This window comes from Candidatus Phytoplasma tritici (assembly GCF_000495255.1).
Taxonomy (GTDB): Bacteria; Bacillota_I; Bacilli_A; order Acholeplasmatales; family Acholeplasmataceae; genus Phytoplasma; species Phytoplasma tritici.
This window is the reverse complement of sequence record NZ_AVAO01000003.1, coordinates 60,816-86,456: the sequence shown is the minus strand read 5'-3', so window position 1 is coordinate 86,456 and position 25,641 is coordinate 60,816. Positions and strand designations below refer to the sequence as shown.

Here is a 25,641-nt window from a genome sequence, read left to right as displayed (position 1 = left end):
TTTCAAAGAGCTTTTTAAGATTTTGCCTATTTTTGGTTATGGTGGGCCTAAATGGACTTGAACCACCGACCTCACGCTTATCAGGCGTGTGCTCTAACCAACTGAGCTATAGGCCCTTAATCTTAAAAAGATATAAAATGTTGCAAATGCAATTTGCAAGCAAGTTATAATGAAAAACTTTCTTAAGTCTCTCAAAACTGAAGATGATAATTGTTTCCTTAGAAAGGAGGTGATCCATCCCCACCTTCCGGTAGGGATACCTTGTTACGACTTAACCCCAATCATCGACCCTACCTTAGACGGTTCCCTCTTCTTGCGAAGTTAAGCCACCGGCTTTGGGTATTGCCAACTTTCGTGGTTTGACGGGCGGTGTGTACAAACCCCGAGAACGTATTCACCGCGACATGCTGATTCGCGATTACTAGCGATTCCAACTTCATGAAGTCGAGTTGCAGACTTCAATCCGAACTGAGACTGTTTTTTTGAGATTCGCCAAAAACTTGCGTTTCAGCTACCCTTTGTAACAGCCATTGTATCACGTTTGTAGCCCAGGTCATAAGGGGCATGATGATTTGACGTCGTCCCCACCTTCCTCCAATTTATCACTGGCAGTCTTGCTAAAGTCCCCACCATTACGTGCTGGCAACTAACAATAAGGGTTGCGCTCGTTGCGGGACTTAACCCAACATCTCACGACACGAGCTGACGACAACCATGCACCACCTGTGCAACTGATAACCTCCACTGTGTTTCTACAGCTTTGCAGAAGCATGTCAAGACCTGGTGAGGTTTTTCGGGTACCTTCGAATTAAACAACATGATCCACCGCTTGTGCGGAGTCCCGTCAATTCCTTTAAGTTTCATACTTGCGTACGTACTACTCAGGCGGAGTACTTAATGTGTTAACTTCAACACTGGTTTTACCCAACATTTAGTACTCATCGTTTACGGCGTGGACTACCAGGGTATCTAATCCTGTTTGCTCCCCACGCTTTCGTGCCTCAGCGTCAGTAAAGACCCAGCAAGCCGCCTTCGCTACTGGTGTTCCTCCATATATTTACGCATTTTACCACTACACATGGAATTCCACTTGCCTCTATCTTACTCTAGCTAAACAGTTTTTATAGCATCACAATGTTAAGCATTGCACTTAGACCATAAACTTATTTAACCGCCTACGCACCCTTTACGCCCAATAATTCCGGATAACGCTTGCCCCCTATGTATTACCGCGGCTGCTGGCACATAGTTAGCCGGGGCTTATTCATTAGGTACCGTCAGAATGATTTTTCCATCATTTATTCTTCCCTAATAAAAGAACTTTACGTACCGAAATACTTCATCGTTCACGCGGCGTTGCTCGGTCAGAGTTTCCTCCATTGCCGAAAATTCCCTACTGCTGCCTCCCGTAGGAGTTTGGGCCGTGTCTCAGTCCCAATGTGGCCGTTCAACCTCTCAGCCCGGCTACACATCATAGTCTTGGTAAGCCTTTACCCCACCAACTAACTAATGTGACGCAAGCTCCTCCCTAAGCATACCTATTGCTAGGTCTTTTAAAAACAAAAAGATGCCTTCTTGTCTCCTATCCAGTCTTAGCAGTCGTTTCCAACTGTTATCCTCGTCTTAGGGGCAGATTGCTTACGCGTTACTCACCCGTTCGCCACTAAAGTTTAATTGCTTAAACTTCCGTTCGACTTGCATGTATTAGGCACGCCGCCAGCGTTAATCCTGAGCCAGGATCAAACTCTTCGTATGTTACAAAAAAATGATGCATCAAAAATTGCTTTTTTGGTATCAATTTTAAGGTGTTAAAAAATAATTAAAAATATTTATTCATTATCATCTTCAGTTTTCAAAGATTAAGGTAGTTTTGGTAAAAATTTGTGAAAAAATAAATTAAAAATAAATAATTAAAATATGCAATTTAACAAGTTACAAATAATTAAAAAATAATTAAAAGTTGTTGTTGTTGCTTTCAAAAATTTTTCAAAGCAAATAAAATCGCAATACCTTTTTTATTATATCACATAAAAAAATAAATAGCAAATGTTTTGTTGTTTTTTTTCAAAATTAAAAAATAATTGAAATTCGGCAAAATAATTGCTAAAATAAATGGCAAATGTTAGGGTGGTTTTAAAATTTATTCCGGCAAATTTAGTCTGTCGAAATTGCGCTTCAAAAATACACAACATAATTACTATAATATTATAACAAACATTTTAGGATTTAACAAGTAAAAAAAATACTTTTGTTAAATTTTGTAAAAATTATATTTTTTTGTAAATGTTTTGCGATATCGATGAAAAATTTGTTATTAAAAAAAAGATCAAAAAAGGAGGTGTTATAATTTTTAATAAAAAGTGTTTGGTTCGTTTTGTTGTTTTTTTCTAACTTTTGCATTTCTTTATACAAATAAATAATCTTAAAAATAAAAAAAATCCATTGATGGATTATTACTACTTTGAAAGCCTATATGTGTTTTAGTTTTGTTTGGAAATAGTTTTTCACTTCTTCCATGTTGAGTTTTTTAGGTTTTAGATTTCCTTTTTTGTTGGCTTGCATAAAGGTTTGTTTGTACCAAAATAATAACTTTTGATAAATGCAAAAATCTAGATAATAATTAGTGGATGGAGTTAGTACAAAGTTGGGGTTAGGGTTGGGTTGAGATTTTGCTTCTTGTTGTTGTTTTTCTAAACATTTTAATGCCACCAAAAACCAAGATAAAGAAGTGTTATAAGGTGTAAATCCTTTTATTTCCCATTGAATACAACACTCCAATATCAAAATAAAATCAGTGTTAATAAGGAAATATTTATGTTTATTGGCATAAAACAAATGAAAACTATTAATATAATGTTTTCTTTGTTGCATCTCTAATACCCACAAATCAAATGATAAATAAAAATAATTTCTTTTCATATCTAAAAAAGGTTGCATAGCTTTATTATTTTTGCAAGTATTTAAACAATGATCATACATACCAAACTCTTTTCTTAAAGCGCATAAAGCAAGATCAGAGGCATAAGGATAAAGTTCATAAGGTATAATTCTCAATTTTAATATCTCCTTATTTTTAGATTACTTTCTTAATATTAAAAGTTAATTGTTTGTGTGGGGTTTGGTGGGTTATTTATTTAACTAATTGATTATGATAATTTTTAGTCTTTTTATTAATATAATTAGTTAAGGTTACTAAGATTAAATAAATTATACTTACAATAAAAAAATAAGGAATAAACGTATCCCAAGCAATAGAATTAGTTTTTTATCTCATATCTTTATATGCTTTAACAGCTTTATCAAAAAACATTGTATTTTTTACTTTGTTAGTCTAATGTTCCTTTTCCTAAAACCGCTTTAACTGCTTCTTCAAATTCGGCTTTTGATACTTTGTGGGCTTGTGTTGTGCTTGTCTAATGAAAAATACCAAAAAGCTCAAAGGCAGGTTCTGCAAATTCATCATCTACAAATTCTAATGTGGTAAGTTCGCCTGTTTCATCGCTTTCTGCAATACCTTTAGCAACTGGAGTATAAGTAATAAAACCATTAGCTGCTTCACTTTTAACTTTATTAACACAAACAGTAGAATCTTCAATAGTTGTTAATTGATGTCCTGTAAGTGTTTTTGTAGTTTTGAAATATTGAAGAAAGTTTTTGTCTTTAAAAGGTGCTTTTTCTATTTGTTCATAAAAAACACTTCTTTATATAATTATTAAATTTATTTTTTCATTTTCTGCTAATTAAATATCTTTTATTTTAAAAAATATCTTTCCTTAGTTTTATACATTTTGAATTTTAAATTTATCAAAAAAGGTTTATCTTTTTCTTTAATTAAAATGCTTGCAGTTGATTTTAAATAATCAATCACATCAACAACTTTATTACGTGCAGGAGTATTGTTCATAGAAACAATTATAAAAATCTACTTGTTTTTTATTTAGAGTTGTTGTTAATCCTTCAACTCCATTATAGACTTCAATATCTAATTTATAAACTAAATATTTCTAAATCTCTATAAAATGTTAAATATCAGAACCAATAGTAACATCTTTTTCCTTGAAAATTTTCCTTGAAAAGATAAAGGAGGCATATTCATAGTTCCTATAGTAAGTGTTTCTTTGTGAATATCTTTTTTTATTTCTTTATTTTTAGTTTTATTAAGAATCTATTAATTCAAAAATATAAAGATGTATTAATGCCCAAGACCAAAAGCAAATATGAATTAAATTAAATCTTAGAATTTTTTTTATTTTTTCGTATATACCCAATAATATTGCTGTCTTGCATAAACGAGATAATGTAAATCCTTTACTTTTATTTTTTATTATAACAAATTTAATTTACCATTAACTATAATATAACATAAAAAAGATACTTAAATAAACTTATTTAATAAATAAATTTTTTGCCTTTAAAATAACTTGCAAAACTGTTAAATTAATTTATTAAAATATTTTTTTATTCACACCAAACTTATAATAATAGAAAACTACCAAATGGTAGTTTTCTATTATAAAGATATTAAATTATTATTTATTTTGTTTTTTAACGTAAAGAAATGTTCCTACAGCTGAGAAAAAAACAAGTAATACTAAACAAACATATACTAAAACTTCTTTTGTAGTAGCACCTTTAGTTTCTTTTTCTTCAGTTGTAATTTGTGTAGGTTTGGTAGTTTCAACTTTAACTTTATTGTTATTTTGAACTTTTTCTTTAGCAGTTTGAGCTGTTTGTTTAAGGGTTTCAGTAAATTTGCCTTTGTTTAAAGTTTCAGTTAATTGAACTTCGACTTGAGTTTTTTCAGTTGAAGTTAATCCTAATTTATCAACTTCAGCTTGAAGCAAAACTTTAACTACTTCTCCAAGAGGAATTGTTAACATTTTATTATTGTCTGTTAAAAAAGTTTGTTGAAATTTTTGAACAATTGCTTCTTTATCTGTATCTTGTACAAACAAATCTGCTTTAGCGTTAAATAAATTTTGATAAAATGTTTCATCAAAAAGACTATCTAAAAATGTTTCAACGGTGGTTTGAACAGCGTTTTGTTCTAACACTTCATTTAATTTTTGTTTAACTTCTTCTTTAGTAACTGTTGCATCCAATTCATCAACAGCCGTTTTAAATGAAGGAATTAATTCTAATTGATTCGTTAATGCGGTTTTATCTTTTGCCAAAAATTGGGAAAGAACAAAATCTTTATCTGCTGTATTAAATTTTTTTCCTACTTTTTTTTCTAATAATTCTTGAGTTAATTCTTTAAAAGCGGCTTTAACATTGGCTTTTTTTGCTTCTAGTTGTTCAGGTGTTGGAGCTGGAGTAGTTTGATCTTGATTTTCATTTCCTGCATTTTCATTTGGATTTGGAGTTACTGTAGTATCAGATTGGTCGGAGGCTTTTTCAGCTGCCTCTTCTGCTGGAGTAGTTTGATCTTGATTTTCATTTCCTGCATTTTCATTTGGATTTGGAGTTACTGTAGTATCAGATTGGTCGGAGGCTTTTTCAGCTGCCTCTTCTTTGGGTGATTTGTCTCCCCAAACAACATTACTATTAATAATATTAAAAGCAAAAAATAAACTTAATAAAGATAATACATATACTAAATGATTTGTTTTTTTATTGACTGTGTCTGTTAGCATTTTTGTTATTATCCACCTTTCTTTATTTTTATACAAATATAAAAAAAAAATAGCATATTATTAATGTTATTAATGAGAGTAGTGTTTTGAAGAATTAATAAAATGCCATTAATTATATTATACATTAAAAAATAAAAAAATGCAAAAATTTTGAAGGGTAAGGTATTTTGGGAAATATAATAAAAAAGATAAGCTTTTAAGCTGATCTTAATAGTAATATTATTCAAATAATTTATTTTTTCTTTGTATTTCTCTTTTATATTGTGAATTATAGGGAATAATAATAAAATGTTTACTAATAATTATAACATAAACACGTTCTTGTAAATTAATAGATATTTGAAAAATAGTTTCATCTTCAGAAAGATTAAAAACATGATCAAACCCTTTTTGAGAAAAAGTCTCTTTTTAGACTAAATGATATCTAAGACTAAAAATGATATCTAGGACCTCTATATGTTATCCTTTGATTTATTTTGCCATGTATACTCAATATATTTATTTGAAGGAACGATAACTTTTTCTAAAAACTTGAAAGAATAGGTGATTTTTTATTTTATTGATTTGTTTTTTCTTTTCTTTTAACAACCAAATAATTGCTGATGATAAAGCCATATTCAACTAATTTTGTTGTATCAATATTTTGCTTTTTACAATGATTTACTAGACGAAAAGATAAAAGTTTATCAGATAATAGGGCATAACTTAATTTAAATTCTTTAATGGTTTCTAGAGTTAATTTTCTTTTTTTGGTTAAATATTATAATCCTAGGTGGGGTTCGTTTTTGTGGTTAGTTGTTAATAAATAATTGAATAATCTCTAATTTAATTGAATAAAAGTGATATTCCTTTAAATAATTGTGTTTTTTTAGCATTAATTTCTTTTTTCATCGATTGGTTTGTTGATTTTATTGGTGTGGAATTGATATTTAAAAGGTTTGTAAGAAATATTAGGGTTTGAATTTTGTTGTTGGATTAAGTTTTTAAATTCTTGAGTTTTTGCATAAATTTATTAATTTTTTCGAGGACATTATTGAAAGTTTTGATTCCTTGCATTTCTTTGTAAACATCAACAATATCATAATCCCGACATCATTTCCAACAATGAATTTTATTATCTAAAGTTAAATGACAACAAGTAGGATTTTGGCCTTGATGGAATGGGACAAGGGAAACGATATTTGGTGTTGAAGTTTGGTAATATTATATTTAATTTTTTTAATAAAATTGACATAAGGAAGTTGATTTGAATATGTTTTATTTTTTTCTTGAAAATTCATTTACTTTGCTCCTAGTTTTTTTGATTAATAATAAATTTCAATTTTCTTAAAATGTTTGGGTGGTAATTTCATCATTTTAAAGTGATAAATTAATTTTTTTGGCGCCACTTATATTTTTTTTGACACATACTTCGATTATTTTTTGATTTTCATTGTCATTAGATTACTAAATATAGTTGATTTAAGGTTGAATTATATATATTTATGAGTTTTTATTTGTCTTTGGATAGTTTTTTGGGGTTGGAATTAAGACATCATTAAGACGATATCTAATTTAGTTTCAATTTCACCACTTCCTTTTAAAGCTGTTATTTCTGTTGATTTACCTTAGTAATTGATGTATGCATCTCTTGAAAATTGAGATAAAATGATAATAACTATGTTTAATTTAATGGCTAATTGTTTTGATTTAATTATAATTTCATCAATGGCTAGACGGTCATTTTTTAATTGGGTTTGTGGTTTTCGTTATTTGAAGGTGGTAAATGACGATAATTTCTGTTTGCTTTTCTAAAAATAAATATTTTAAAGCTGTAAATATTTTTTTATTTTTAGGATCGAGTAGATTTTTGGAGTTAATTATTTGGCAGTAAAAGTTTAACTTTTCCATTGGCTTTGTTCGATATAATTTATTAGTTATTTTAACGATTTTTGTTCGTTGGTTAATGTTTTATATTAACTCCTTTTTTAAATTATATCAATATTAAAAAAAGCGATGAATTTGGTGGTAATTAATTTTTGTAATAAATTGTTGGATGAATTGGAAAATAATTAATGCCTTGTACTTTTCCTTGATTGATTTTATTGTTTAGTCTTTGAGTTTCTGTTTCGTTGTTTGTTAATAAATAGAACTTAAAACGCGTATCTAATTTTTTAATTGTTGTCCCTCTACCATGGCTTGTTTATAGCGGTCTCGGAGACAGGTTTTGAAATTAAACGCCATTATTCATTTAGTTGATATATTGTTGTAAGGTTTTGATTATTTCTGTATATTCATTGATGCGTTCTTTATAATAGCTTTTAATGTTTCACATTCGCATTTATTTAATTCTTTTTGGAGTTAGTGTTGATATTCTTGTTGCAATTCTAATTCTCTTTTGAGAGATTGTTTTTTTGGGTTTTCGGGGAGAATTTGAATCCCATCATCTTTGTTGGAGAGTTTGGTAGTCGGATAATTTAATGGTTTATTTGGCTTGATGATGAAATAAAGAATGAACCGAGATAGAATGAGTAGAAAAATTAAAAAGAGTGATAAATAAAATAATGATTAAATATTTAGATAAAGGGGGTTTTGGTTAATTTAAACATTGTTGGTTACCTCCTAATTTAATGTGGTGTTTGTAAAATAGTTTTTTAAGAGACAGTTGTATTCAGAATTTTAATGAACATATTATCTAATTTTGTTTATTGCTTTGTTAGTTGGATTAGTTTGTTTTTCTTAACAATGAAAAAATGTGTGAAAATAAAAAAAGACCCTGAAGGGTCTTTGTAAAATATAAGATATTTATATTAAATTATTTTTTTTCTTATTGGGGGTTTTTTGAAATGAGCAAATTTTGTTTTTCTAATGTTATATTTCTTTTTTTGTGTTGGTTTCATTTTCAGATAATAATTTTGTTATTTTATCTAAATTAATTTGAATTCCTTTTTTATTAAAGTATTTAATTTCTTCTTCCAAATTTTCTATCGCTTCATCTAAGATATTATTATCTTTTTTTGTTTACCTTTATAAGCGTTGTTTTCCATTGCCATAACGGATTTATTATTAATTATTAAAAACAATCCTAAAAAAAAACAAATATATTTAAGAATAATTTGATTTTGATATTCCTTTTCGCTTTTATCGTATTGACATTGTAAAGAATCTCTTAATTTAATGGCGTTGGATAACATACCTTCATACATTTCTTGATCGGCCTCTAAAATATTACTATTAATCATATTAAGTGATTAATGACTTACTATTATTTACATTCTAACACAAAAAAGAAATAAAAGTTATAATTTTTTTCATCATTTATAATTAATGATAATAAGATTAAAAAAAAATAAAATATTTTATTTTTTTACCTTTAATATAAACTCCTTAAAAATAAAAAAACCACCAATTAAGGTAGTTTAATTTATCAATTATATAATTTTTTAAATTTTTTGTTTATTAGAATAAAGAAATCCTGCAGAAACTGATAATACTACTAATATCACTAATACTACTAATATCACTAATACTGCTAAAAAACAAAGTAAGAATTTAGATTGTTCTTTATCTTTAGTTTTATCTTTTTCTTTTTTTTCTTGTTCTTGTGTTTTTTTTCTTTTTCTTGTGGTTTTTCAACCGTTTGGACAACTGAATCACCTTCTCCAAAAGTTTTAATTTTGGTTTTATTTCCTTCAGTAGTTAATTCAGTTTTAGTAACTGCATTATTTTCTCCTAAATTTTGTACTGTTACTTTGTTTCCTTCACTATCTTTAGTATTTACAGTTGTTTTGTCTCCTTGTGTTACTGTTGTAACTGTATGAACAATTTTATCACCTTCTCCCAAATTTTCTACAACCTCAGTTGTTGTTGTTTCAGTTGTTAGTGCTGCTCCAAATGTTTGATAAATATTAAATAAAGAAATAAAAAACAAACTAAAAAATAAACTAAAAAATAAAAAAAATTTCTTTCCTAAGATTACTATTTGCATTTATGCTTGTCCTTCCTTTTGCAATATTAATATAGCAAAACAAAATTACTATTACTTATATTATAACTCAAAAAGACAATTTAGAGTTTTTTTAATCACTAATTGTAAAAACCACAAAATAACTAGTTTTTATGTTATAATATGTTGTGATTAAGTTGTATAAAATATCATCTTTTTATCCAAATTATCAAAAACAATAATAAATATTTTACCAAAAAATAATGAATTAATAATAATTGGTAAATGTTTTTCATAATTAATAATTTTGCTATTTGCAAAGTTTTTTATTTATCTTTTTTACATTTTTTACATGTTTTAAAATTTTATTATTTAATCTTTAATCTATATTTTAATATTTTATGAATTTACAAAAAAGGAGCTATTTTTTTGAAAAATTACAATGCCGATAGTATTCAAATTTTAGAAGGTTTGGAAGCAGTTCGCAAACGACCAGGAATGTATATTGGTTCGACTGCTCAAAAAGGACTTCATCATTTAGTCTGGGAAATCGTTGACAATTCCATTGACGAAGCTTTAGCAGGACATGCTAACAACATCACTTTAGAAATCCTACCTGGAGAAATTATTAGTGTTTCTGACAATGGTAGAGGAATTCCAGTTGATATTCACCCCAAAACAAGAAAACCAGCAGTAGAAACAATTTTAACTACTCTTCATGCTGGAGGAAAATTTGACAGTTCTTCTTACAAGGTTTCAGGAGGTCTTCATGGTGTAGGAGCCTCTGTGGTAAATGCTCTTTCTACTTGGTTTACTGTAGAAATTCACCTTAACAAACAAATCTATTTTCAAAAATACGAAAAAGGAATTGCAGTTTCACCTTTGGAAGTAATTGGGGGAACTAACAAACGAGGAACTACTATCCAATTTTTAGCAGACCCCGAAATTTTCAAAGAAACTACCATTTATAACTTTGATACTCTCAAAGAAAGAATACAACAATTGTCTTTTTTAAACAAAGGTCTTAAATTAAACATTGCTGACAAAAGATACGAAAAAGAAACTGTTTTTAACTTTTGCCATGAAAAAGGCTTACAAGACTACCTAAATTTTATTAACACTAGCCACAAACAAACTCCTTTTCACGAAATTTTTTATCTGGAAAAAGAAGCCCAAAAAATAGCTTTTGAAATTGTCTTTGAATACACTACCAAACTCCGTCCTGCCAAAAAAGACGCAGAAGGAAATGAAATAGAAGAAAAAGAAGGCAAAGACGCTATTCCTAACTACACTCAAAGCCAAAAAATCTTTTCTTTTGTTAACAATATTCCTACTCATGAAGGAGGAACTCACGAAGAAGGTTTTAAATTAGCCCTAAACCGTGTTATTTCTAAATATGCTAAGGAATTTAATCTTTTAAAAAAAGACGAACATTTATTAAGTGAAGACATCTTAGAAGGAATTACTGCTATTATTTCTTTAAAACATCAAGACCCTCAATTCGAAGGACAAACTAAAGCTAAACTAGCAAATACTGAAGTAAGACAAATTACATCCCAATTATTTGGCGAATTTTTAGAAAAATATTTATTAGAACATCCCCAAGATTCAAAAAAAATAATTGATAAATGTCTTCTTTCTGCAAATGCCCGTCTAGCTGCTAAACGTGCTCGCGAAGTAGTAAGAAATAAGCCCCTTGATTCTTTAGGTTTCGCATCCAAATTAGCTGATTGTAGAAGTAAAGACCCTCATATTTCTGAACTCTACATTGTCGAAGGAGATTCAGCGGGTGGTTCTGCTAAACAAGGAAGAGACTCGCGTTTTCAAGCTATACTTCCTTTACGTGGTAAAGTCCTTAATGTAGAAAAAAGTCTAGATGCCAAAATTCTTACCAATAAAGAAATTAAATCTTTAATACAAGCAATTGGTGCAGGAATTAACATTGGTAAAGGAAAAGACTTTAATATGGATAAAATCCGTTATCACAAAATTATCATTATGACAGATGCCGATGTTGATGGAGCCCATATAAGAACTTTATTATTAACTTTCTTTTTCAGACATTTCCGCGAATTAATTGAAAAAGGCTACATCTATTTTGCTCGTCCTCCTTTATACAAATACCAAAAAGGAAAAAGCACTCCAAAATATTTTTACGATGAAAAAGTAAAACAAACTTTTGCAACTAAAAACAACTTAAAAGATGGGTTCCAAAGATACAAAGGACTTGGAGAAATGAATCCTAATCAGCTTTGGGAAACAACTATGAACCCAGAAACGCGTACTCTTCTCAAAGCAAGTCTCAAAGATACCCTTAATGCTTTAAGTGATGAAGAAGCTTTAATGGAAGCAGACCAAACTTTTAACATGTTAATGGGAGAAAAAGTCTTACCAAGAAAAAACTTCATATTAGAAAAAGCCTTAGAAGCTGATTTAGACGTTTAATTAAAAATAATTATTTTATACAACTAAAAATAACAAATTATAAAAATTAAATAACAATTAATATATATATATATATATTTAAAAAGAGGTCAAAAATGAGCGAACAAAAAAATCAAAAAAATGAAGCTAACAACCACAAACCCCACGATCATGGCAACATTCAAGAAGTAAACTTAAGCGAAGAGATGAAAAAATCCTTCTTAAGTTATGCAATGAGCGTAATTGTATCAAGAGCTTTACCAGACATTAAAGATGGCTTAAAACCAGTCCAAAGACGTATTTTATATAGTATGAAAGAATTAGGCGTCTACAGTCACACAGGCTACAAAAAAGCAGCTCGTATAGTTGGGGATGTTATGGGTAAATACCATCCTCATGGTGATTCAAGCATTTATGAGGCAATGGTAAGAATGGCTCAAGATTTTAGTTACCGTTATCCTTTAGTAGACGGTCATGGAAATTTTGGTTCAATTGATGGCGACAAAGCAGCAGCTATGCGTTATACTGAAGTTAAAATGGCAAAAATGGCAATGGAACTAATCAAAAACATTGACAAAGAAACAATTGATTTTGTTGATAATTACGATGGCACTGAAAAAGAACCATTAGTGCTTCCAACAGCTCTTCCCAACTTATTAATTAATGGAGCTACAGGAATTGCAGTAGGAATGGCAACCAAAATCCCTACTCACAATTTAGGAGAAGTTATTGATGGTTTAATTAGCTACATTAATAATAAAGACATTTCTATTGATGAATTAATGCAACATATTAAAGGACCTGATTTTCCTACTGGTGGTGAACTTTTAGGCTTACAAAGTTTAAAAAGTGCTTATCACACAGGACAAGGAGCTGTTATCTTAAAGGCTAAAAGTTACGTTTTAGAAGAAAGAGGAAAAATTTCAATTATTGTTACAGAAATTCCTTATCAAGTTAAAAAAACTGATCTAATTGAAAAAATTGCTTTTCTAGTTAAAAACAAAATAGTAGAAGGAATCACAGACCTTAGAGACGAATCCAGTCGCAAAGGAATGAAAATCGTAATTGAACTTAAAAAAGACGCTAACGCCAAAATTATTCTTAACAAACTCTACAAACATTCCCAATTAAGAATTTCTTTTGGTATCAATATGGTTGCATTAGTTGGAAAAACTCCCCAATTAGTTTCTTTAAAACAAATCTTAGAAGCTTTTTTCAATTTTCGCATCGAAGTTATTAACCGCCAAAAAATCTTTGAACTCAAAAAAGCAAGTGCAAGAAAACATTTAGTAACAGCCCTTATCACTATTTTAGAAGACATCGAAATTGCTATTAAACTCATCAAAACTTCTACAGATGTCAAAGAAGCCCAAAGCAAATTAATGCAAAGATACAATTTTGACGAAATACAAAGCAAAGCCATTTTAGAAATGAGCCTTCAAAGACTTGCTAACCAAGAAACTCAAAAACTTATCACCGAAGAAAAAAACCTCACTCAAGAAATTTTAGAATGCAAAAGTATCATTGATTCCCAAAAGAAAAAAGAACGCATTTTAGAAAAAGAACTTCTAGAAATGAAGAAAAAATATCAAGATAACAGAAAAACTACACTAAATTTTGATGCTCCACTAAACTTTGAAGACGAAGACCTAATCGAAAAAAAACCTATCATTATTACAATTACTAACAAAGGCTACATCAAAAGTATGGATATTGACACTTACAAACAACAAAAAAGAGGCGGACAAGGTGTTTCTGGTATGAAAATCTACGAAGAAGACTTCATTGAACATCTAGCAATTACTTCTACTCACGATTATCACTTATTTTTTACTAACAAAGGAAAAGTCTATCAACTCAAAGGCTACGAAATTCCTTTAGGTCAAAGACAATCCAAAGGAAGCCACCTTGTTAATTTCTTACCATTCGAAAAAGACGAATTTTTAACTTCTTTCACCAGTATTAAAAACTTTGATCAATCCCAAGATTACTTATTCTTTGCTACCAAAAAAGGTATAGTCAAAAAAACACCTCTCAAAGAATACAGTCACATTTCCAAAAGAGGCCTTATCGCAATTAGACTAAAAGAAAACGATGAAGTCCTTACAGTAAACAAAACCACAAGCACTAAAAACATCATTCTAGCATCTAACAATGGCAATGCTATTTGTTTTTGCGAAACCAAAATTAAAAGCATTAGTCGAAACAGTATGGGTGTAATTGGGATGCGTCTTGGAAATGGTGAATTCTTAGTAGGAGCTGCTTTATTTGACACCGATTCCAAAGAACAAAACATTTTAGTAATGACTGAAAACGGCTTTGGAAAAATCACCAATGTCAACCAATACCGCATTCAAGCGCGCAGCGGCAAAGGCTCTAAAACTATCAAAGTAAACGACCAAAAGGGAAGACTTATTACCCTAAAAGTAGTCCTACCTTCAGATGATCTTATTGTTTCTTCTGACAAAGGACAAGTAGTAAGAGTTGCAATTGACCAAATCACCAAAACAAAAAACAAAGCTACCCAAGGAACACGCATCATCAAATTAAAAACAGGTCACAAAGCAATTTCAGTAGCAGTTGTCAAAAAAGAAATACTTGATGTAGATGTCTTAGAAAATTAATTTTAAACCAAAATAAAATACAAAAGACAAAAAAACAATACAAAAGAAAAAAGAACAAAGGACTTATCATATTATTTTAATCTCATAATAATTAAAGGTCTAAACTTACATGAAAACCAAAATATATTTAGAAATAATTACTAATAACCCAAAAGAAACCCAAATATTGGGATACAATTTAGGGAAAAAACTCATCAATCAAAAAAGAAACACTCCCAAAGCGAAACAAAACAAAACAATCATTTTATTGCAAGGCTCTTTGGGTTGTGGAAAAACTATCTTTACTAAGGGTTTTATTAAAAGTTTTGCTATCCTTAAAAACGTTTGTAGTCCTACTTTTGTTATTTCTAAAACCTACAAGAACAAATTGCACACTATTTATCATCTTGATTTATATCGCACAAACCTTGAACCTGAATTTTTAGAAGAACTATTAGAAGACCTTACTTATAAAGATTTTGTTATAGTAGAATATTTTCAAAATTGCAGTTACCTTTTTCCTGATTTTGCTTTTTTAGTAGAAATGACATTTTTCAATGAAACTCAAAGAAAAATTACTATCTATCAAAATGTAAACCTTGATAATAAAAATAAATAAGTAAAAAATGATATGAAAAATATTTATTCCAAAATCAACCTTTAAATTTTTTTATAATTTTTCAACCAAACTTTTGAAAGCGATACGAAAAATGAATCATCAAAACATTTTAATTCTAGATAATGCCACCAAAAGCCAAATAGTTATTTTAGTCATTCAAGGAAAAATTACTACTTTCAAATCACGCCTTGGCAAAAACGATTATGTTTCTTGCATGATTCCTTTAATTGAAAGCGTCTTACAAGAAAATAATTTAGATCTAAAAAACTTAGATGCTTTAATAGTTGGTGTGGGTCCTGGTTCTTATACTGGCACTCGTTTAGCAGTTCTTACAGCCAAAATGTTAGCCTTCAACTTGCAAATCCCTTTATACCAAATAAGCAGTATATTACTTTTATCTAGCGGTTATTCTTATGATTTGCTTACTCCTTTAATTGATGCTAGAAGCAATGCTTTTTTTGCTTTAAGCCTCAAAGACAACCAAATTTGCTTAAACGAAGATAGATTTGAGAGTAATTTCTTACAATCTTTTCCTAATCATTTATTAATTGAACCAAATACTATCAAAATAGATTTGCGCACCATCAAAAAATTTGCAAAAATTGTTTCCAATCCCCATTTATTAGTTCCTAACTACTTAACCAAAACCCAGGCAGAACGCAATTTAGAAAAAAATGATTGACAAAAAAGTAAAAATATTTTTTAAAATAAATAAATAATCCCAAAAAGAGACTTAAAAAGTCTCTTTTTTTATATACAAAATTGCAGTTAATAGTAGTTTTTTATTTTTTTAAAAAAAGAAGATTTTTTAATTATTTTTTGGAGAATTATATAATAATAGATAATATATGAAATAAAAGTCATATTTTAAATTATCACAATTATGGTGGTTTTATTTTATAGTTTTAGGATGTTTATTTGTAAATATAAAGCGGTGTTTGGTTCATTGTGTGATTAGGTGTGGCCTTAAAATAATCAAAATCCTAAAATATATCATGCTAGAAAAAAATATTTAAAAGACGATACCAAACTAGAAGGCAAAAAAGTAGATTGAGAAAGTGATGATACTTGGGATGCTACTTTTGATTAAAAAGGTAATCAATTATCTCAAAGATATTATTTAGCAAATAGTACAGAAGAAAATAAATTAATAAATTGGTCTCTTCAAACATGCAAATATTGGGATGAAACATATAATACAAAAGGAAAACTCACGTCCAAAAGATATTAACAAAAAAACAGCAACAGATGACAATAAACAAGTTGATTGAATTAATTTTGGTACTTATAATGGTTAAATGTGGCCTATCAAAAAAAAGAAAAATTACATCAAACCAAAAAAACAATTAATCTATGATATTGTTGTTTCTTTGGGTTGGAGCTGCTGCTGAAGAGCTCTTTTTAAAAAAACAAACTAATAGAATTTATGGCAATTTAAAAACTGTTACAAGAATTTCTTTTGGAATGGTTGCTTATTCTGGGATGAGTCCTTTAAGATATATCAACTTTGAAAAAAGTTCAGGGCAAACTCGTTATCGAGTAGACCAAGAAGTTAAAAATATTTTAGAAAAACATAAAGTATTAGTGAAAAAAATAACTCAGGCTTTATTATAAAAAGACACCCTTAATCAAAGTGAAGTTTATACTTTGGACGAAGAAGAAAAAGAACAACTTGAAAAAATCACTAAAAAAAACAAATACCAAAACAACCAAAGAAAAAGTAAAAAAGAGAGTTATCAAAAATCAAAAAAACAAATTAGGATTTGCCGTAAGATCATATTTTTTAGAAGCTTTGATAATTTGATTCTGATAATAAGCCGCAATTCCTATCATAGCAGCTTGATCAGTACAATATTGTAAACTAGGGAAAATAACTTCCGAGTTAGAAAAAGATGTCATAAACTTTTGTCTTAAACCAGAATTAGAAGCAACTCCACCAGTAACAATTAATTGTTTAACAGGATATTTGGTTAAAGCTCTTTTGGTTTTTTCATATAAAACATCAATAACACTGGCTTGAAAAGAAGCACATAAATCAGGAATTTTAATATCTTTTAGGTTTTGTTTCATCACTAAATTTACCAAAGTACTTTTTAATCCTGAAAAACTAAAATTAAGATCATCATTTTTTAAATAAGGACGTACCAGATGATAAGTGTCTTTTCCTTGTTGGGCTAATTGATCAATCAAAGGTCCTCCGGGATAAGGAAAATTAAGGTTTTTAGCAATTTTATCATAAACTTCTCCTACTGCATCATCAAGAGTAGTGCCCAAAGGTTTAATTTGGAGATGATCCGTAAGATAAAAAAGATCGGTGTGTCCTCCAGAAACTAAAAGCACCAAAGCAGGAAATTTAATTTCATGTTCAATTTGAGCAGAATAGATATGACCTAATAAATGATTTACTCCCAAAAGAGGCTTTTTATAAGTGTAGGCAAAAACATTAGCGGCGTTAATACCCACTAACAACGAACCTACTAAACCAGGTCCTTGGGTAACTGCTACTAAATCAATTTCTTGGGGTGTGAGATATGCTTCTTTAAGGGCTTGTTGTAATACCAAAGTCATAAATTGAATATGTTTTCTAGAAGCTATTTCGGGGACTACTCCACCAAAAATTTGATGATCTTTAATTTGGGAAAAAACTACATTAGAGAGTACTTTTTTACCATTTTCAGTAACTGCACAACTCGTTTCATCACAACTTGTTTCAATTGATAAAATGTTCATATAATTTCCTTTTTATAATTTTATTTTTATATTAATAAATGATAGTTTAAAATAATTAAGTTGTCTAAAAATGAAACAGTTAGAAATTTTTCAAAAGAAGGTTGATACCATTGATTATTTTCAATTATTTTAACTGCATTTTGATATAATTGGTTTTTCCATTCTAAAATAGTTTTAGTTTGTATTATTTGTTTAGGCAAAATATCTGCTAAAGAAGCAAAGGACAAAAATTCTTTCTAACATATATAGGGATGAGGAATAGTTAATTTAGGAGTTTTGCAAGTATAATTACCAAAAAATCAATAGTACGCGATCCCCATAATTCCAGGTGTTTTCTTTTAAGCTTAATTTATACAGATAATAAAAAATCTAAAAAAAGTAAAGAGGATAAGATAGTTTTGATTAGAATAGCATCATTTAAAAATAAAGGTTGGTCTGTTTTACCCAAAGGAATAGTTTCATACAAAGGAGAAACTTTCAAAACTTCACATTGAGGATGCATTAATCTTTTTTAAAGCAGTTTATAAATTATTCTTTTATCTCACAGATTACTCCAAGCCCTATGGCTTCTATATTGTTATTAAATTTCATTGTTTTATACGTTCTTCACTTGGGTATAATTGTAAAAAATAAAAAAATTTGGCAAAATATTTGTTTTTGAAAAATATTTGATAAGTTTTGACAAGCCATAAATCCCTTTTTTAAGAATGTGGTTTTTTGCGTTTTTTATGTTGAAAAATTAATATTTTTCATTATTTTAAAAGGGATAATTTTTAAAATATATTTATAATAATATTTATATTTTTTTCATTAAAGTATCTGCAAAAAGCAAACTATTTTATTCATATGGCCTGAAGAAATCTTTTGTGTGAAAGACCCCTACCAATATGGGGAATTCCATTTTAGTTAATTGCTCAAATTCTTTTATAATATCAAAGTTTTCATCAATGTTTTTTTCAAAATCAAATCCAGAGTCAATCACTATTTCCTCTGTTGCAATTTGGGCTTATTTGGCAATTTCTAAAGAATGATTTAAAAAATAAAATTGGTATTGTAAGAAGGCATTAGAAAGTTTTTTTCGATTTTTCTTCCTGTATGCATAATACAAATACCTGCATTTAATGCAGTAGTTGTTTATGCCATTTGAGGATTTTGTTGCGAGCCACCATCAATCATTGATAATATGAGCTCCTGCTTTAATGGCTAATTTATCAATTTAAAAATGATAATAAGTATCAACAGAGATAATGTCCTTTAGGGGGTTGTGGCGTGATAATTCTTTAATAACAGGCAAAAAATGCGTTTTTATTCTTCTAAAGGAGTAATTGGAGTTGATCCTGGACGAGTAGATTCTCCTCCAATATCAAGGATATAAGCACCTTCTTTGAGACAACGAAGAGCATTTGATTAACTGCTTTTTTAAGTAGTAAATGTTGGTTGCCATCTGAAAAAGAATCAAGAGTAACATTAATAATTTCCATAATTAAAGTTTTATGATAAATTTCAATTTGACGGTTGTGATCCAGTTTCCATATTTTAGGATGTTTTGAATAGAAATTAATTGTTTGATTGTTAAGTTCCATTGTAAACTTTTTGGCCTTTATTTTTATATTTTTTAATTTGAAGAATTGGAATACAAATTATTTTACTAAAAGAAATTTTTATCGTTAAAGAGTGTTACCAAAAGAAACAAAAAATGTTTTTTCATCAATTCATTTTATAAAAAAATAATAAGGTTAGAATTTTATTTTATTAATATAGATATTTTTGTAACAAATTAATTTTTTTCTAAAATAAATATCAAAGGAAAAAAAGAAAAGACCGTGCTGATACGGTCTTCGCTTATTTGAAAAATTAAGTATTGAAATAAATAAGCAATTTATATAATTTAAAATTTTAAAGGAGCTTAAAATTAAAAATAGTTATTAATTGCAAATCACAAATAATAAAAATAGCAAAACAATATTATGGTTTTTCTATGTTATATTTTATCTGCAATTTTTTTTCTTTATTTTGGAATTCAGAAGTAAAAACTTTAGAAGCACAAATGGTAAATTGAATAATAATTTTTTTTAAATTACCGTTTGTATCAATAATAACTGGTTTGTTTGTATTGTCATAAGGAATAAAACTTTGTTGGGGTTGTTCTTTGTATTTCCACAAAATATGAACATCAAAAAAATTTTTTAACATTTCGTTTAAATCAAGGTTTTCAAAAAAATAATTAATATCTAGTTTGGTATTTTTTCCGTTTATAAAAGTTAATTTGTCGTTTTGAGTTTTTAGAGTAACTTCTTGTTCAAAAATAACTCTATCTGTTTGTTCTGTTGTCATTAAAAAACTATGTTTTGCAGGAACTAAAAATTTTTTATTGGTGTCGTGAAGATCTGTGGGTTTGGAAACTAACAATTCTGCAGGAGCAGCAATTTTTAATCCAAAATTACTATCCTTTTTTAATTTATGCCAATCTTCTATAGCATAAGCGATAGTTGTAATAAAAAAAAATAATACTAAAACCAAAAGTATTTTGAAAAAAAGTTTTTTTCTTTGGTGAAATATAGACACTTATTTGGTTCTTTCTAATATAAAGGATATAAAAATATAATGTAACTAAAAATATAGCTACAATTTTATTGTATCTTAAAATAGCCAAAAAGATAATCAAAAAGATTATTTAAGTGTTTTTTAAAGGTACATTTTGAAAATTTTTGGGGTAAAAAATTATTTTAACAAAATCAAGGGATTAAAAAACAATGCAATTATAAGTTAATCTGTAATTTCGTTAAGATAAAATCCAAACCCTTTATAGCCAATATGAGCCGCTACTACAGGAGAAATAGCACCATAAAGAGTAGCTTTAATTTGGGGATTGGCTAAGTTTGTGATTTGTGCTAAAAGTTCTTTGGCATCTTTTTCATCGTCTACATAAATAACTTGAATATCAAGTTTATTATTTGCAGTTTTGTGTTCTAATATTTTTTTAAGACAATAGTTAAAACAGTTTTTTAAGTTTCTTACTTTTTTTTCGATTGATAACACTCCTTTTTGAAATTTTAAAATAGGGTGTATTTTCAAAAGGTTACCAATTAAAAATCTAAATTTAGAGATACGTCCATTATAAGCCAATATTTTTAAATTATTAATAGTGCATAACAAAAAACCTTTTAGTTTTTCTTCATTAATTTTATCAGTAATTGTTTGGGGGGAAACATCAGGGTTTTGAGTAAGCCAATCATTAATTCTTTGTAAGAAAAAATAAACTCCAGGACCAATATTTTGAGTATCAATAATAGTAATATTGGGATTGTTAAGCATTTTTTTAGCTAAAAGAGCACTATTATGAGTACCACTTAGTTTACTTGATAAAGTTAAACAAATAACGTGTTTATATCCTAAATCAAATTGTTTCTGAAAAGCTTTAATAAAAAGCTCTGGATTGGGTTGGCTGGTAGTTACTTTTTGTTTGTTTTCAATAAAATTTAGTAAAGTAGTATTGTCAATAGTACCATCCATATAGCTAGTTTCTCCAACAATTAATGTTAAAGGCACTATTGAAATATCTTCAAAAAAGTTTTTGCCATAAGTATTTCCGCAAGTAGAATCAACTACGATGCCTAATTTTCGTTTATTCATTTATTTATTTATTTCCTTTTCGTCTTTGATTGGTGTATCTGGGGTTTTAGATTAGTGGGTATTGTTTTATTTTATAAAATTGGGTTGTATTTTATTTATTTTTAATTTTTATTTTAATTAATTCATAAAAATAGCCAAATATTCTTTAAGTTTTTCTTGTTCGTTAGTTTGAAACATCATCCCTTCTAAAGCGATAGAAATGTTTCCTGTTTCCTCGGAGACAACAATTGTCATACTATCTGTAGTTTCACTAATTCCTAAGGCTGCACGGTGGCGCGAACCAATTTTTTTATCTAAGGAATCAACTGATGAAGACAAGGTAAAATAGGCACTAGCACACAAAATTTTATCTCCTCTGATAATAACTGCTCCATCATGTAAAGGATTGTTGGGAGCAAAGATATTTAACAACAGTTCTTTAGAAACATTACCATCAATTAAGATAGCTTTTTGAGCGTATTGTTCCAAAGTATTATTTTTTTCAATCGTAATTAAGGCTCCTATTTTACGCGAAGCAAGTTCTAAAGTGGCTTTAATAATTTCTTTTTGAGTATTATCTCCACCCATAAAAAAGTTTTTTCGTTTGATATTCCAATGCTTAGACCAATTATTAAAAACAACTCTTAAATAAGGAGCTTTGATGATGATGATACTAGTTAGAATAAAATTTAATAAGCAATCATAAATGTTTTTAGAAATGTCTAAACTAAGATATCTTTTAAAAATAGGTTCAACAAAAGTATCGTGGTAGCTTTTCAAACAATAAACAAGGGAAAATAAAAGCAAAAATAAAAATACCATATTTAAAACTTGATATTTGCGTAAGAAAAAATGAAAAACAATAAAGATGCACAAAAACAAAAAAACTGTCCATAAAGGAGAGGTTCCAAACATAGAAATTCCTTTCAAAAATGATTATGATTAATAAATTGAAAAAATTTGGAAGGCAAAAAGGGGGGGATATTAGAAAGAAAAACAATCAATTTATAATTAATTTTTGATAAACAAAAACCAAACCAAACCATTTTTATTTTGAAATAATAAAATAATACAAAGTTAAAAAATAACGAAATTAATCAATACAACTTATAATAATTGTTTGTGTTTTTGAATAAATATTTTTTTAGCCCATATCATAACTAATGAATAAATAACTACTAAAAATAACAAAAAGGGGAAAATTGTAGGTTTTTCAAAAATTGATTGATCTAAATGAAGGGCTTGACTTACAATAGGTATTAAAGGAAGGAAAGTAGTAATTATCAAACCTAAACAACAACATGCCATAATAAGGAAAGAGGGAAGGTTTTTTTGATTGTTTTTAGCAATAATTTTGTCAGTTCTCAATAAGAAAAGGGTTAATGTTTGTGACCACATTGAAAAAATAAACCAACTAGTTTGGAATAATTGATAGTTTTGGGATAAGTTTTCTAAAAGAAATTTCATTCCAATTAAAAAAGCAACATCCAATAAAAAAGAAAAAAAACCAAACCACAACATAAAACTCTTAATACTTGCAAAATCCCATTTACGTGGTTTTTGTAAATAAATATCATCCACATTATCAAAAGGAATAGCAAAACAAATCAAATCATAGATAAGGTCTAAAAATAAAACTTGTAAAACTATCATAGGTTGAAAGTTAAGGCATAAACTAGCAAGTAAAATGCTGAGAGAATTGGCAAAATTAGACGATAGAGTAAATTTAATGTATTTAAGGGCGTTAGTATAGGTTTTTCTTCCTTCTACAACTCCTTGTTCTAAAACGGTAAGTTGTTTTTCTAATAAAATAATATCTGCAATTTCTTTGGTAATTTCAGCACCACTATCAACACAAATACCTAAATTAGCTTGTTTCATAGCAGAAGCATCATTAATGCCGTCTCCCATAAAAGCAACGATATTACCTTTGTGTTTGAAAACGGATACAATTCTTGCTTTTTGTTCGGGGGATAATTTAGTGAAGAGATTAGTTTTTTGAGAAGCTTCATAAAGAGCATCATCACTTAAATTATCAACAACACTTCCTTGAAGACAATAATTTGTTTGAATATTTAATTTTTGGGCAATGGCTTTAGTAAGAATATCGTTGTCTCCTGTAAGGATTTTAACGATAATACCTTTTTGTTGCAAAGAGGCAATTGTTTGGGTTGAACTTTCTTTAATAGGATCTAAAAAAGTAAGCAATCCGATTAGAACCATTGATTTTTCTTCAATTTGTCTAGGAGTAAAACAAGGTTGCTTCTTGGGATTTGAGATAAGTTTTTGGGCTACTCCAACTACACGATAGCCTTTTTGATTATAAGTTATGGTTTGTTGAAGGACTATTTGTTTGCTTTGGTCACTCAAAGGAACAACTTTGCCTTCAAGTTCTACATGATCACAAATAGCAAGTATTTCTTCAATTGCTCCTTTAGTAATCATTTGTTGTTTTTGGGAGGAATCTTGTATTACTACACTCATTTTTCTTCTTTTAAAATCAAAAGGAATTTCATCAATTTTGGTAAATTGTACATTAATTCCTTGCAAAGAAGGATGTAGAGTTTTGGCATTATTTGTTTTGGTAATAATGGCTTTATCAATTAAACTTTTAAGCCCTGTTTGAAAAAAACTATTCAGATAGGCATGACGCAAAACACGGATATCTTCATTGCCGTTAAGGTCTAAGAAATTTTCCAAAAAGATTTGGTCTTCAGTAAGGGTTCCTGTTTTGTCAGTAAATAAAATATTCATTGCTCCAAAACTAGAAATAGCATTTAGGTTTTTAACAATTACTTTGCACTTGGATAAAGCAACAATTCCTTTAGAAAAAGAAGTAGCAACAATTAAGGGAAGCATTTTAGGAGTAAGTCCAAAAGCAATGGTAAGAGCAAAAAGGAATGATTGTAAAAAAGTATTTTGAGGTTTGTTAAAATTGAATAAGAATACTAAAGGCGCCATTAAACAAATACATATCATAAGCAATTTAGCAATGGTATTAATACTTTGATCTAAGTGTGAAAGGGATTTTTTTTTAGTAATTTCCTGGCTGATGTTGCCTAAATAAGTGTCTTTGCCAGTGACTAAAACAATACCTATAGCATAACCAGAAATAACAGTTGAACCTGCCAAAACTAATTTAGGATCGTCTAAAATAGTTTCACTTCGTACAAAAGCACATGTCATTTTTTCTACCGGTTCTGATTCACCAGTAAAAGTTGTTGTTTTTACAAAAAAATCTTTGGTTTCTAATAATTTAATATCAGCTGGAATAATATCTCCTGCCGAAAGAATAACAATATCTCCTCTTACTACTTCTTCTAAAGCAATTTCAATTTTACAATTATTTCGTTTGACTGCAGTTGTATTTTGTACCAAAGTTTTTAATTGAGAAGTAATTTTTAAATGTTTGCTTTCTTGACTAAATTGGACAATCACAGAACCCAAAAACATTAAAATAGTAGTTATAATAGTAGCATAACTTCTAGTTTCTGGACTGGGAGCAAGAACATCATTAACCAAAGAAATAAGAGTTAAAATCAATAAAACAATATTAAAAGGAGTAATCGCAATTTGGAGTAATTGTTTAATAAAACTGGTTTTAGTTTCTTGGGATAAAATATTTTTACCATACAAACTTTGATGCAAAATTACTTGATTTTGATCTAATCCTTGCAAAGAAGAATTAAGGGTTTTTAAAGTTTGTTCTTGGGATTTTTGACTCATAGTTTTTAAAAAATCAATTGTTTCTTGGTGTTTTAAATTTACTTTTTTCATATTAATCAATTCCTTTTTTGAGATTTTTAAAAGTTAAAAGTTAATCAAAAGCAATTAAAACTGAAACTTTAATAATTGATAATTAGGGTAAAATGTTAAATAAATGATATTGGTTTACAAAAATATTATAATATAAAAGCTATATTTATTATAGACAATAAGTTTATGATGGGTGGTTTTTTGAGTGTTGTTGTTTGTGTTAATTTATCTTATACTATTATAATTTTGTTTTATAATTGTTATTTTATGTAATGAGTTATTTAATTATTGATTATTAATAATAAATTAGTTTTGGTTGTCTTTTACTATATAATG

19 protein-coding genes, 1 tRNA gene, 1 rRNA gene and 3 pseudogenes are annotated in these 25,641 nt (G+C 28.3%); 5 read left to right on the top strand and 19 right to left on the bottom strand.

Annotation, left to right across the window (positions count from 1 at the left end):
- Positions 1-39: 39 nt before the first annotated feature.
- The 10 genes and pseudogenes from N747_RS0101645 to N747_RS0101600 form a co-directional block, all read right to left on the bottom strand.
- Positions 40-116: transfer RNA gene (locus N747_RS0101645), tRNA-Ile, on the bottom strand.
- A 106-nt stretch (positions 117-222) separates the two neighbouring features.
- Positions 223-1,755, bottom strand: a 16S ribosomal RNA gene (locus N747_RS0101640).
- 714 nt (positions 1,756-2,469) lie between these two features.
- Positions 2,470-3,054, bottom strand: coding sequence for a hypothetical protein (locus tag N747_RS0101630; RefSeq protein WP_024563524.1), 585 nt, complete (start codon positions 3,052-3,054; stop codon positions 2,470-2,472).
- Between the two features lie 697 nt (positions 3,055-3,751).
- Positions 3,752-3,904: a hypothetical protein gene (locus N747_RS04080; protein ID WP_240992302.1), complete on the bottom strand. Its 153-nt coding sequence runs from the start codon at positions 3,902-3,904 to the stop codon at positions 3,752-3,754.
- A 625-nt stretch (positions 3,905-4,529) separates the two neighbouring features.
- On the bottom strand, positions 4,530-5,636 hold the full coding sequence (locus N747_RS0101620) for a hypothetical protein (protein ID WP_024563523.1): 1,107 nt from the start codon (positions 5,634-5,636) through the stop codon (positions 4,530-4,532).
- A gap of 559 nt (positions 5,637-6,195) precedes the next feature.
- Positions 6,196-6,870: pseudogene (locus tag N747_RS04075) on the bottom strand (toprim domain-containing protein); the annotation flags it as partial.
- A gap of 70 nt (positions 6,871-6,940) precedes the next feature.
- Positions 6,941-7,556 (bottom strand): annotated as a pseudogene (locus tag N747_RS04290) (DnaB-like helicase C-terminal domain-containing protein); the annotation flags it as partial.
- A 47-nt stretch (positions 7,557-7,603) separates the two neighbouring features.
- Positions 7,604-7,862 (bottom strand): annotated as a pseudogene (locus N747_RS03820) (hypothetical protein); the annotation flags it as partial.
- 749 nt (positions 7,863-8,611) lie between these two features.
- Positions 8,612-8,857: an SVM family protein gene (locus tag N747_RS04070; protein ID WP_240992301.1), complete on the bottom strand. Its 246-nt coding sequence runs from the start codon at positions 8,855-8,857 to the stop codon at positions 8,612-8,614.
- Positions 8,858-9,147: 290 nt separating this feature from the next.
- The gene (locus N747_RS0101600; RefSeq protein WP_024563520.1) at positions 9,148-9,603 is read right to left on the bottom strand and encodes a hypothetical protein; all 456 of its coding nucleotides are present in this window, start codon (positions 9,601-9,603) and stop codon (positions 9,148-9,150) included.
- Positions 9,604-9,990: 387 nt separating this feature from the next.
- Here N747_RS0101600 and N747_RS0101595 point away from each other — a divergent pair, with 387 nt between their 5' ends.
- The 5 genes from N747_RS0101595 (at position 9,991) to N747_RS0101575 (ending at position 16,821) form a co-directional block, all read left to right on the top strand.
- Positions 9,991-12,006: a DNA topoisomerase subunit B gene (locus N747_RS0101595; protein ID WP_024563519.1), complete on the top strand. Its 2,016-nt coding sequence runs from the start codon at positions 9,991-9,993 to the stop codon at positions 12,004-12,006.
- Positions 12,007-12,101: 95 nt separating this feature from the next.
- Positions 12,102-14,609: a DNA gyrase subunit A gene (gene gyrA, locus N747_RS0101590; protein WP_024563518.1), complete on the top strand. Its 2,508-nt coding sequence runs from the start codon at positions 12,102-12,104 to the stop codon at positions 14,607-14,609.
- Between the two features lie 109 nt (positions 14,610-14,718).
- A complete protein-coding gene (tsaE, locus tag N747_RS0101585; protein ID WP_024563517.1) occupies positions 14,719-15,207 on the top strand; it encodes a tRNA (adenosine(37)-N6)-threonylcarbamoyltransferase complex ATPase subunit type 1 TsaE in 489 nt (162 codons plus the stop codon).
- 91 nt (positions 15,208-15,298) lie between these two features.
- The gene (gene tsaB / locus N747_RS0101580; RefSeq protein ID WP_024563516.1) at positions 15,299-15,889 is read left to right on the top strand and encodes a tRNA (adenosine(37)-N6)-threonylcarbamoyltransferase complex dimerization subunit type 1 TsaB; all 591 of its coding nucleotides are present in this window, start codon (positions 15,299-15,301) and stop codon (positions 15,887-15,889) included.
- Positions 15,890-16,560: 671 nt separating this feature from the next.
- Positions 16,561-16,821, top strand: a complete 261-nt coding sequence (locus N747_RS0101575; protein ID WP_024563515.1) for a M41 family metallopeptidase — start codon at positions 16,561-16,563, stop codon at positions 16,819-16,821.
- A gap of 129 nt (positions 16,822-16,950) precedes the next feature.
- Here the strand turns inward: N747_RS0101575 and tsaD are convergent, their stop codons facing one another.
- The 9 genes from tsaD to mgtA all read right to left on the bottom strand — a co-directional run bounded on the left by tsaD (position 16,951) and on the right by mgtA (position 25,326).
- Positions 16,951-17,937 (bottom strand): tRNA (adenosine(37)-N6)-threonylcarbamoyltransferase complex transferase subunit TsaD, encoded by a 987-nt coding sequence (gene tsaD / locus N747_RS0101570; protein WP_024563514.1) that lies wholly within the window; start codon positions 17,935-17,937, stop codon positions 16,951-16,953.
- A gap of 26 nt (positions 17,938-17,963) precedes the next feature.
- Positions 17,964-18,164 carry a hypothetical protein gene (locus N747_RS03645; protein ID WP_024563513.1) on the bottom strand — a complete coding sequence of 67 codons (201 nt, stop codon included), beginning with the start codon at positions 18,162-18,164 and terminating at the stop codon, positions 17,964-17,966.
- A gap of 122 nt (positions 18,165-18,286) precedes the next feature.
- A complete protein-coding gene (locus tag N747_RS04065) occupies positions 18,287-18,439 on the bottom strand; it encodes a 2-amino-4-hydroxy-6-hydroxymethyldihydropteridine diphosphokinase (protein ID WP_240992300.1) in 153 nt (50 codons plus the stop codon).
- A gap of 336 nt (positions 18,440-18,775) precedes the next feature.
- Entirely contained in the window at positions 18,776-18,919 is a 144-nt protein-coding gene (locus N747_RS04285) for a hypothetical protein (protein WP_420885271.1), read from the bottom strand.
- Positions 18,920-19,242: 323 nt separating this feature from the next.
- Entirely contained in the window at positions 19,243-19,299 is a 57-nt protein-coding gene (locus tag N747_RS04280; RefSeq protein WP_420885272.1) for a hypothetical protein, read from the bottom strand.
- A gap of 603 nt (positions 19,300-19,902) precedes the next feature.
- Positions 19,903-20,502 carry a hypothetical protein gene (locus N747_RS0101555; RefSeq protein WP_024563511.1) on the bottom strand — a complete coding sequence of 200 codons (600 nt, stop codon included), beginning with the start codon at positions 20,500-20,502 and terminating at the stop codon, positions 19,903-19,905.
- A 201-nt stretch (positions 20,503-20,703) separates the two neighbouring features.
- Positions 20,704-21,570: a DegV family protein gene (locus tag N747_RS0101550; protein ID WP_024563510.1), complete on the bottom strand. Its 867-nt coding sequence runs from the start codon at positions 21,568-21,570 to the stop codon at positions 20,704-20,706.
- A 117-nt stretch (positions 21,571-21,687) separates the two neighbouring features.
- Positions 21,688-22,464, bottom strand: coding sequence for a diadenylate cyclase (locus tag N747_RS0101545; protein WP_240992299.1), 777 nt, complete (start codon positions 22,462-22,464; stop codon positions 21,688-21,690).
- A 192-nt stretch (positions 22,465-22,656) separates the two neighbouring features.
- On the bottom strand, positions 22,657-25,326 hold the full coding sequence (mgtA, locus tag N747_RS0101535) for a magnesium-translocating P-type ATPase (RefSeq protein ID WP_029783881.1): 2,670 nt from the start codon (positions 25,324-25,326) through the stop codon (positions 22,657-22,659).
- Positions 25,327-25,641: the final 315 nt, after the last annotated feature.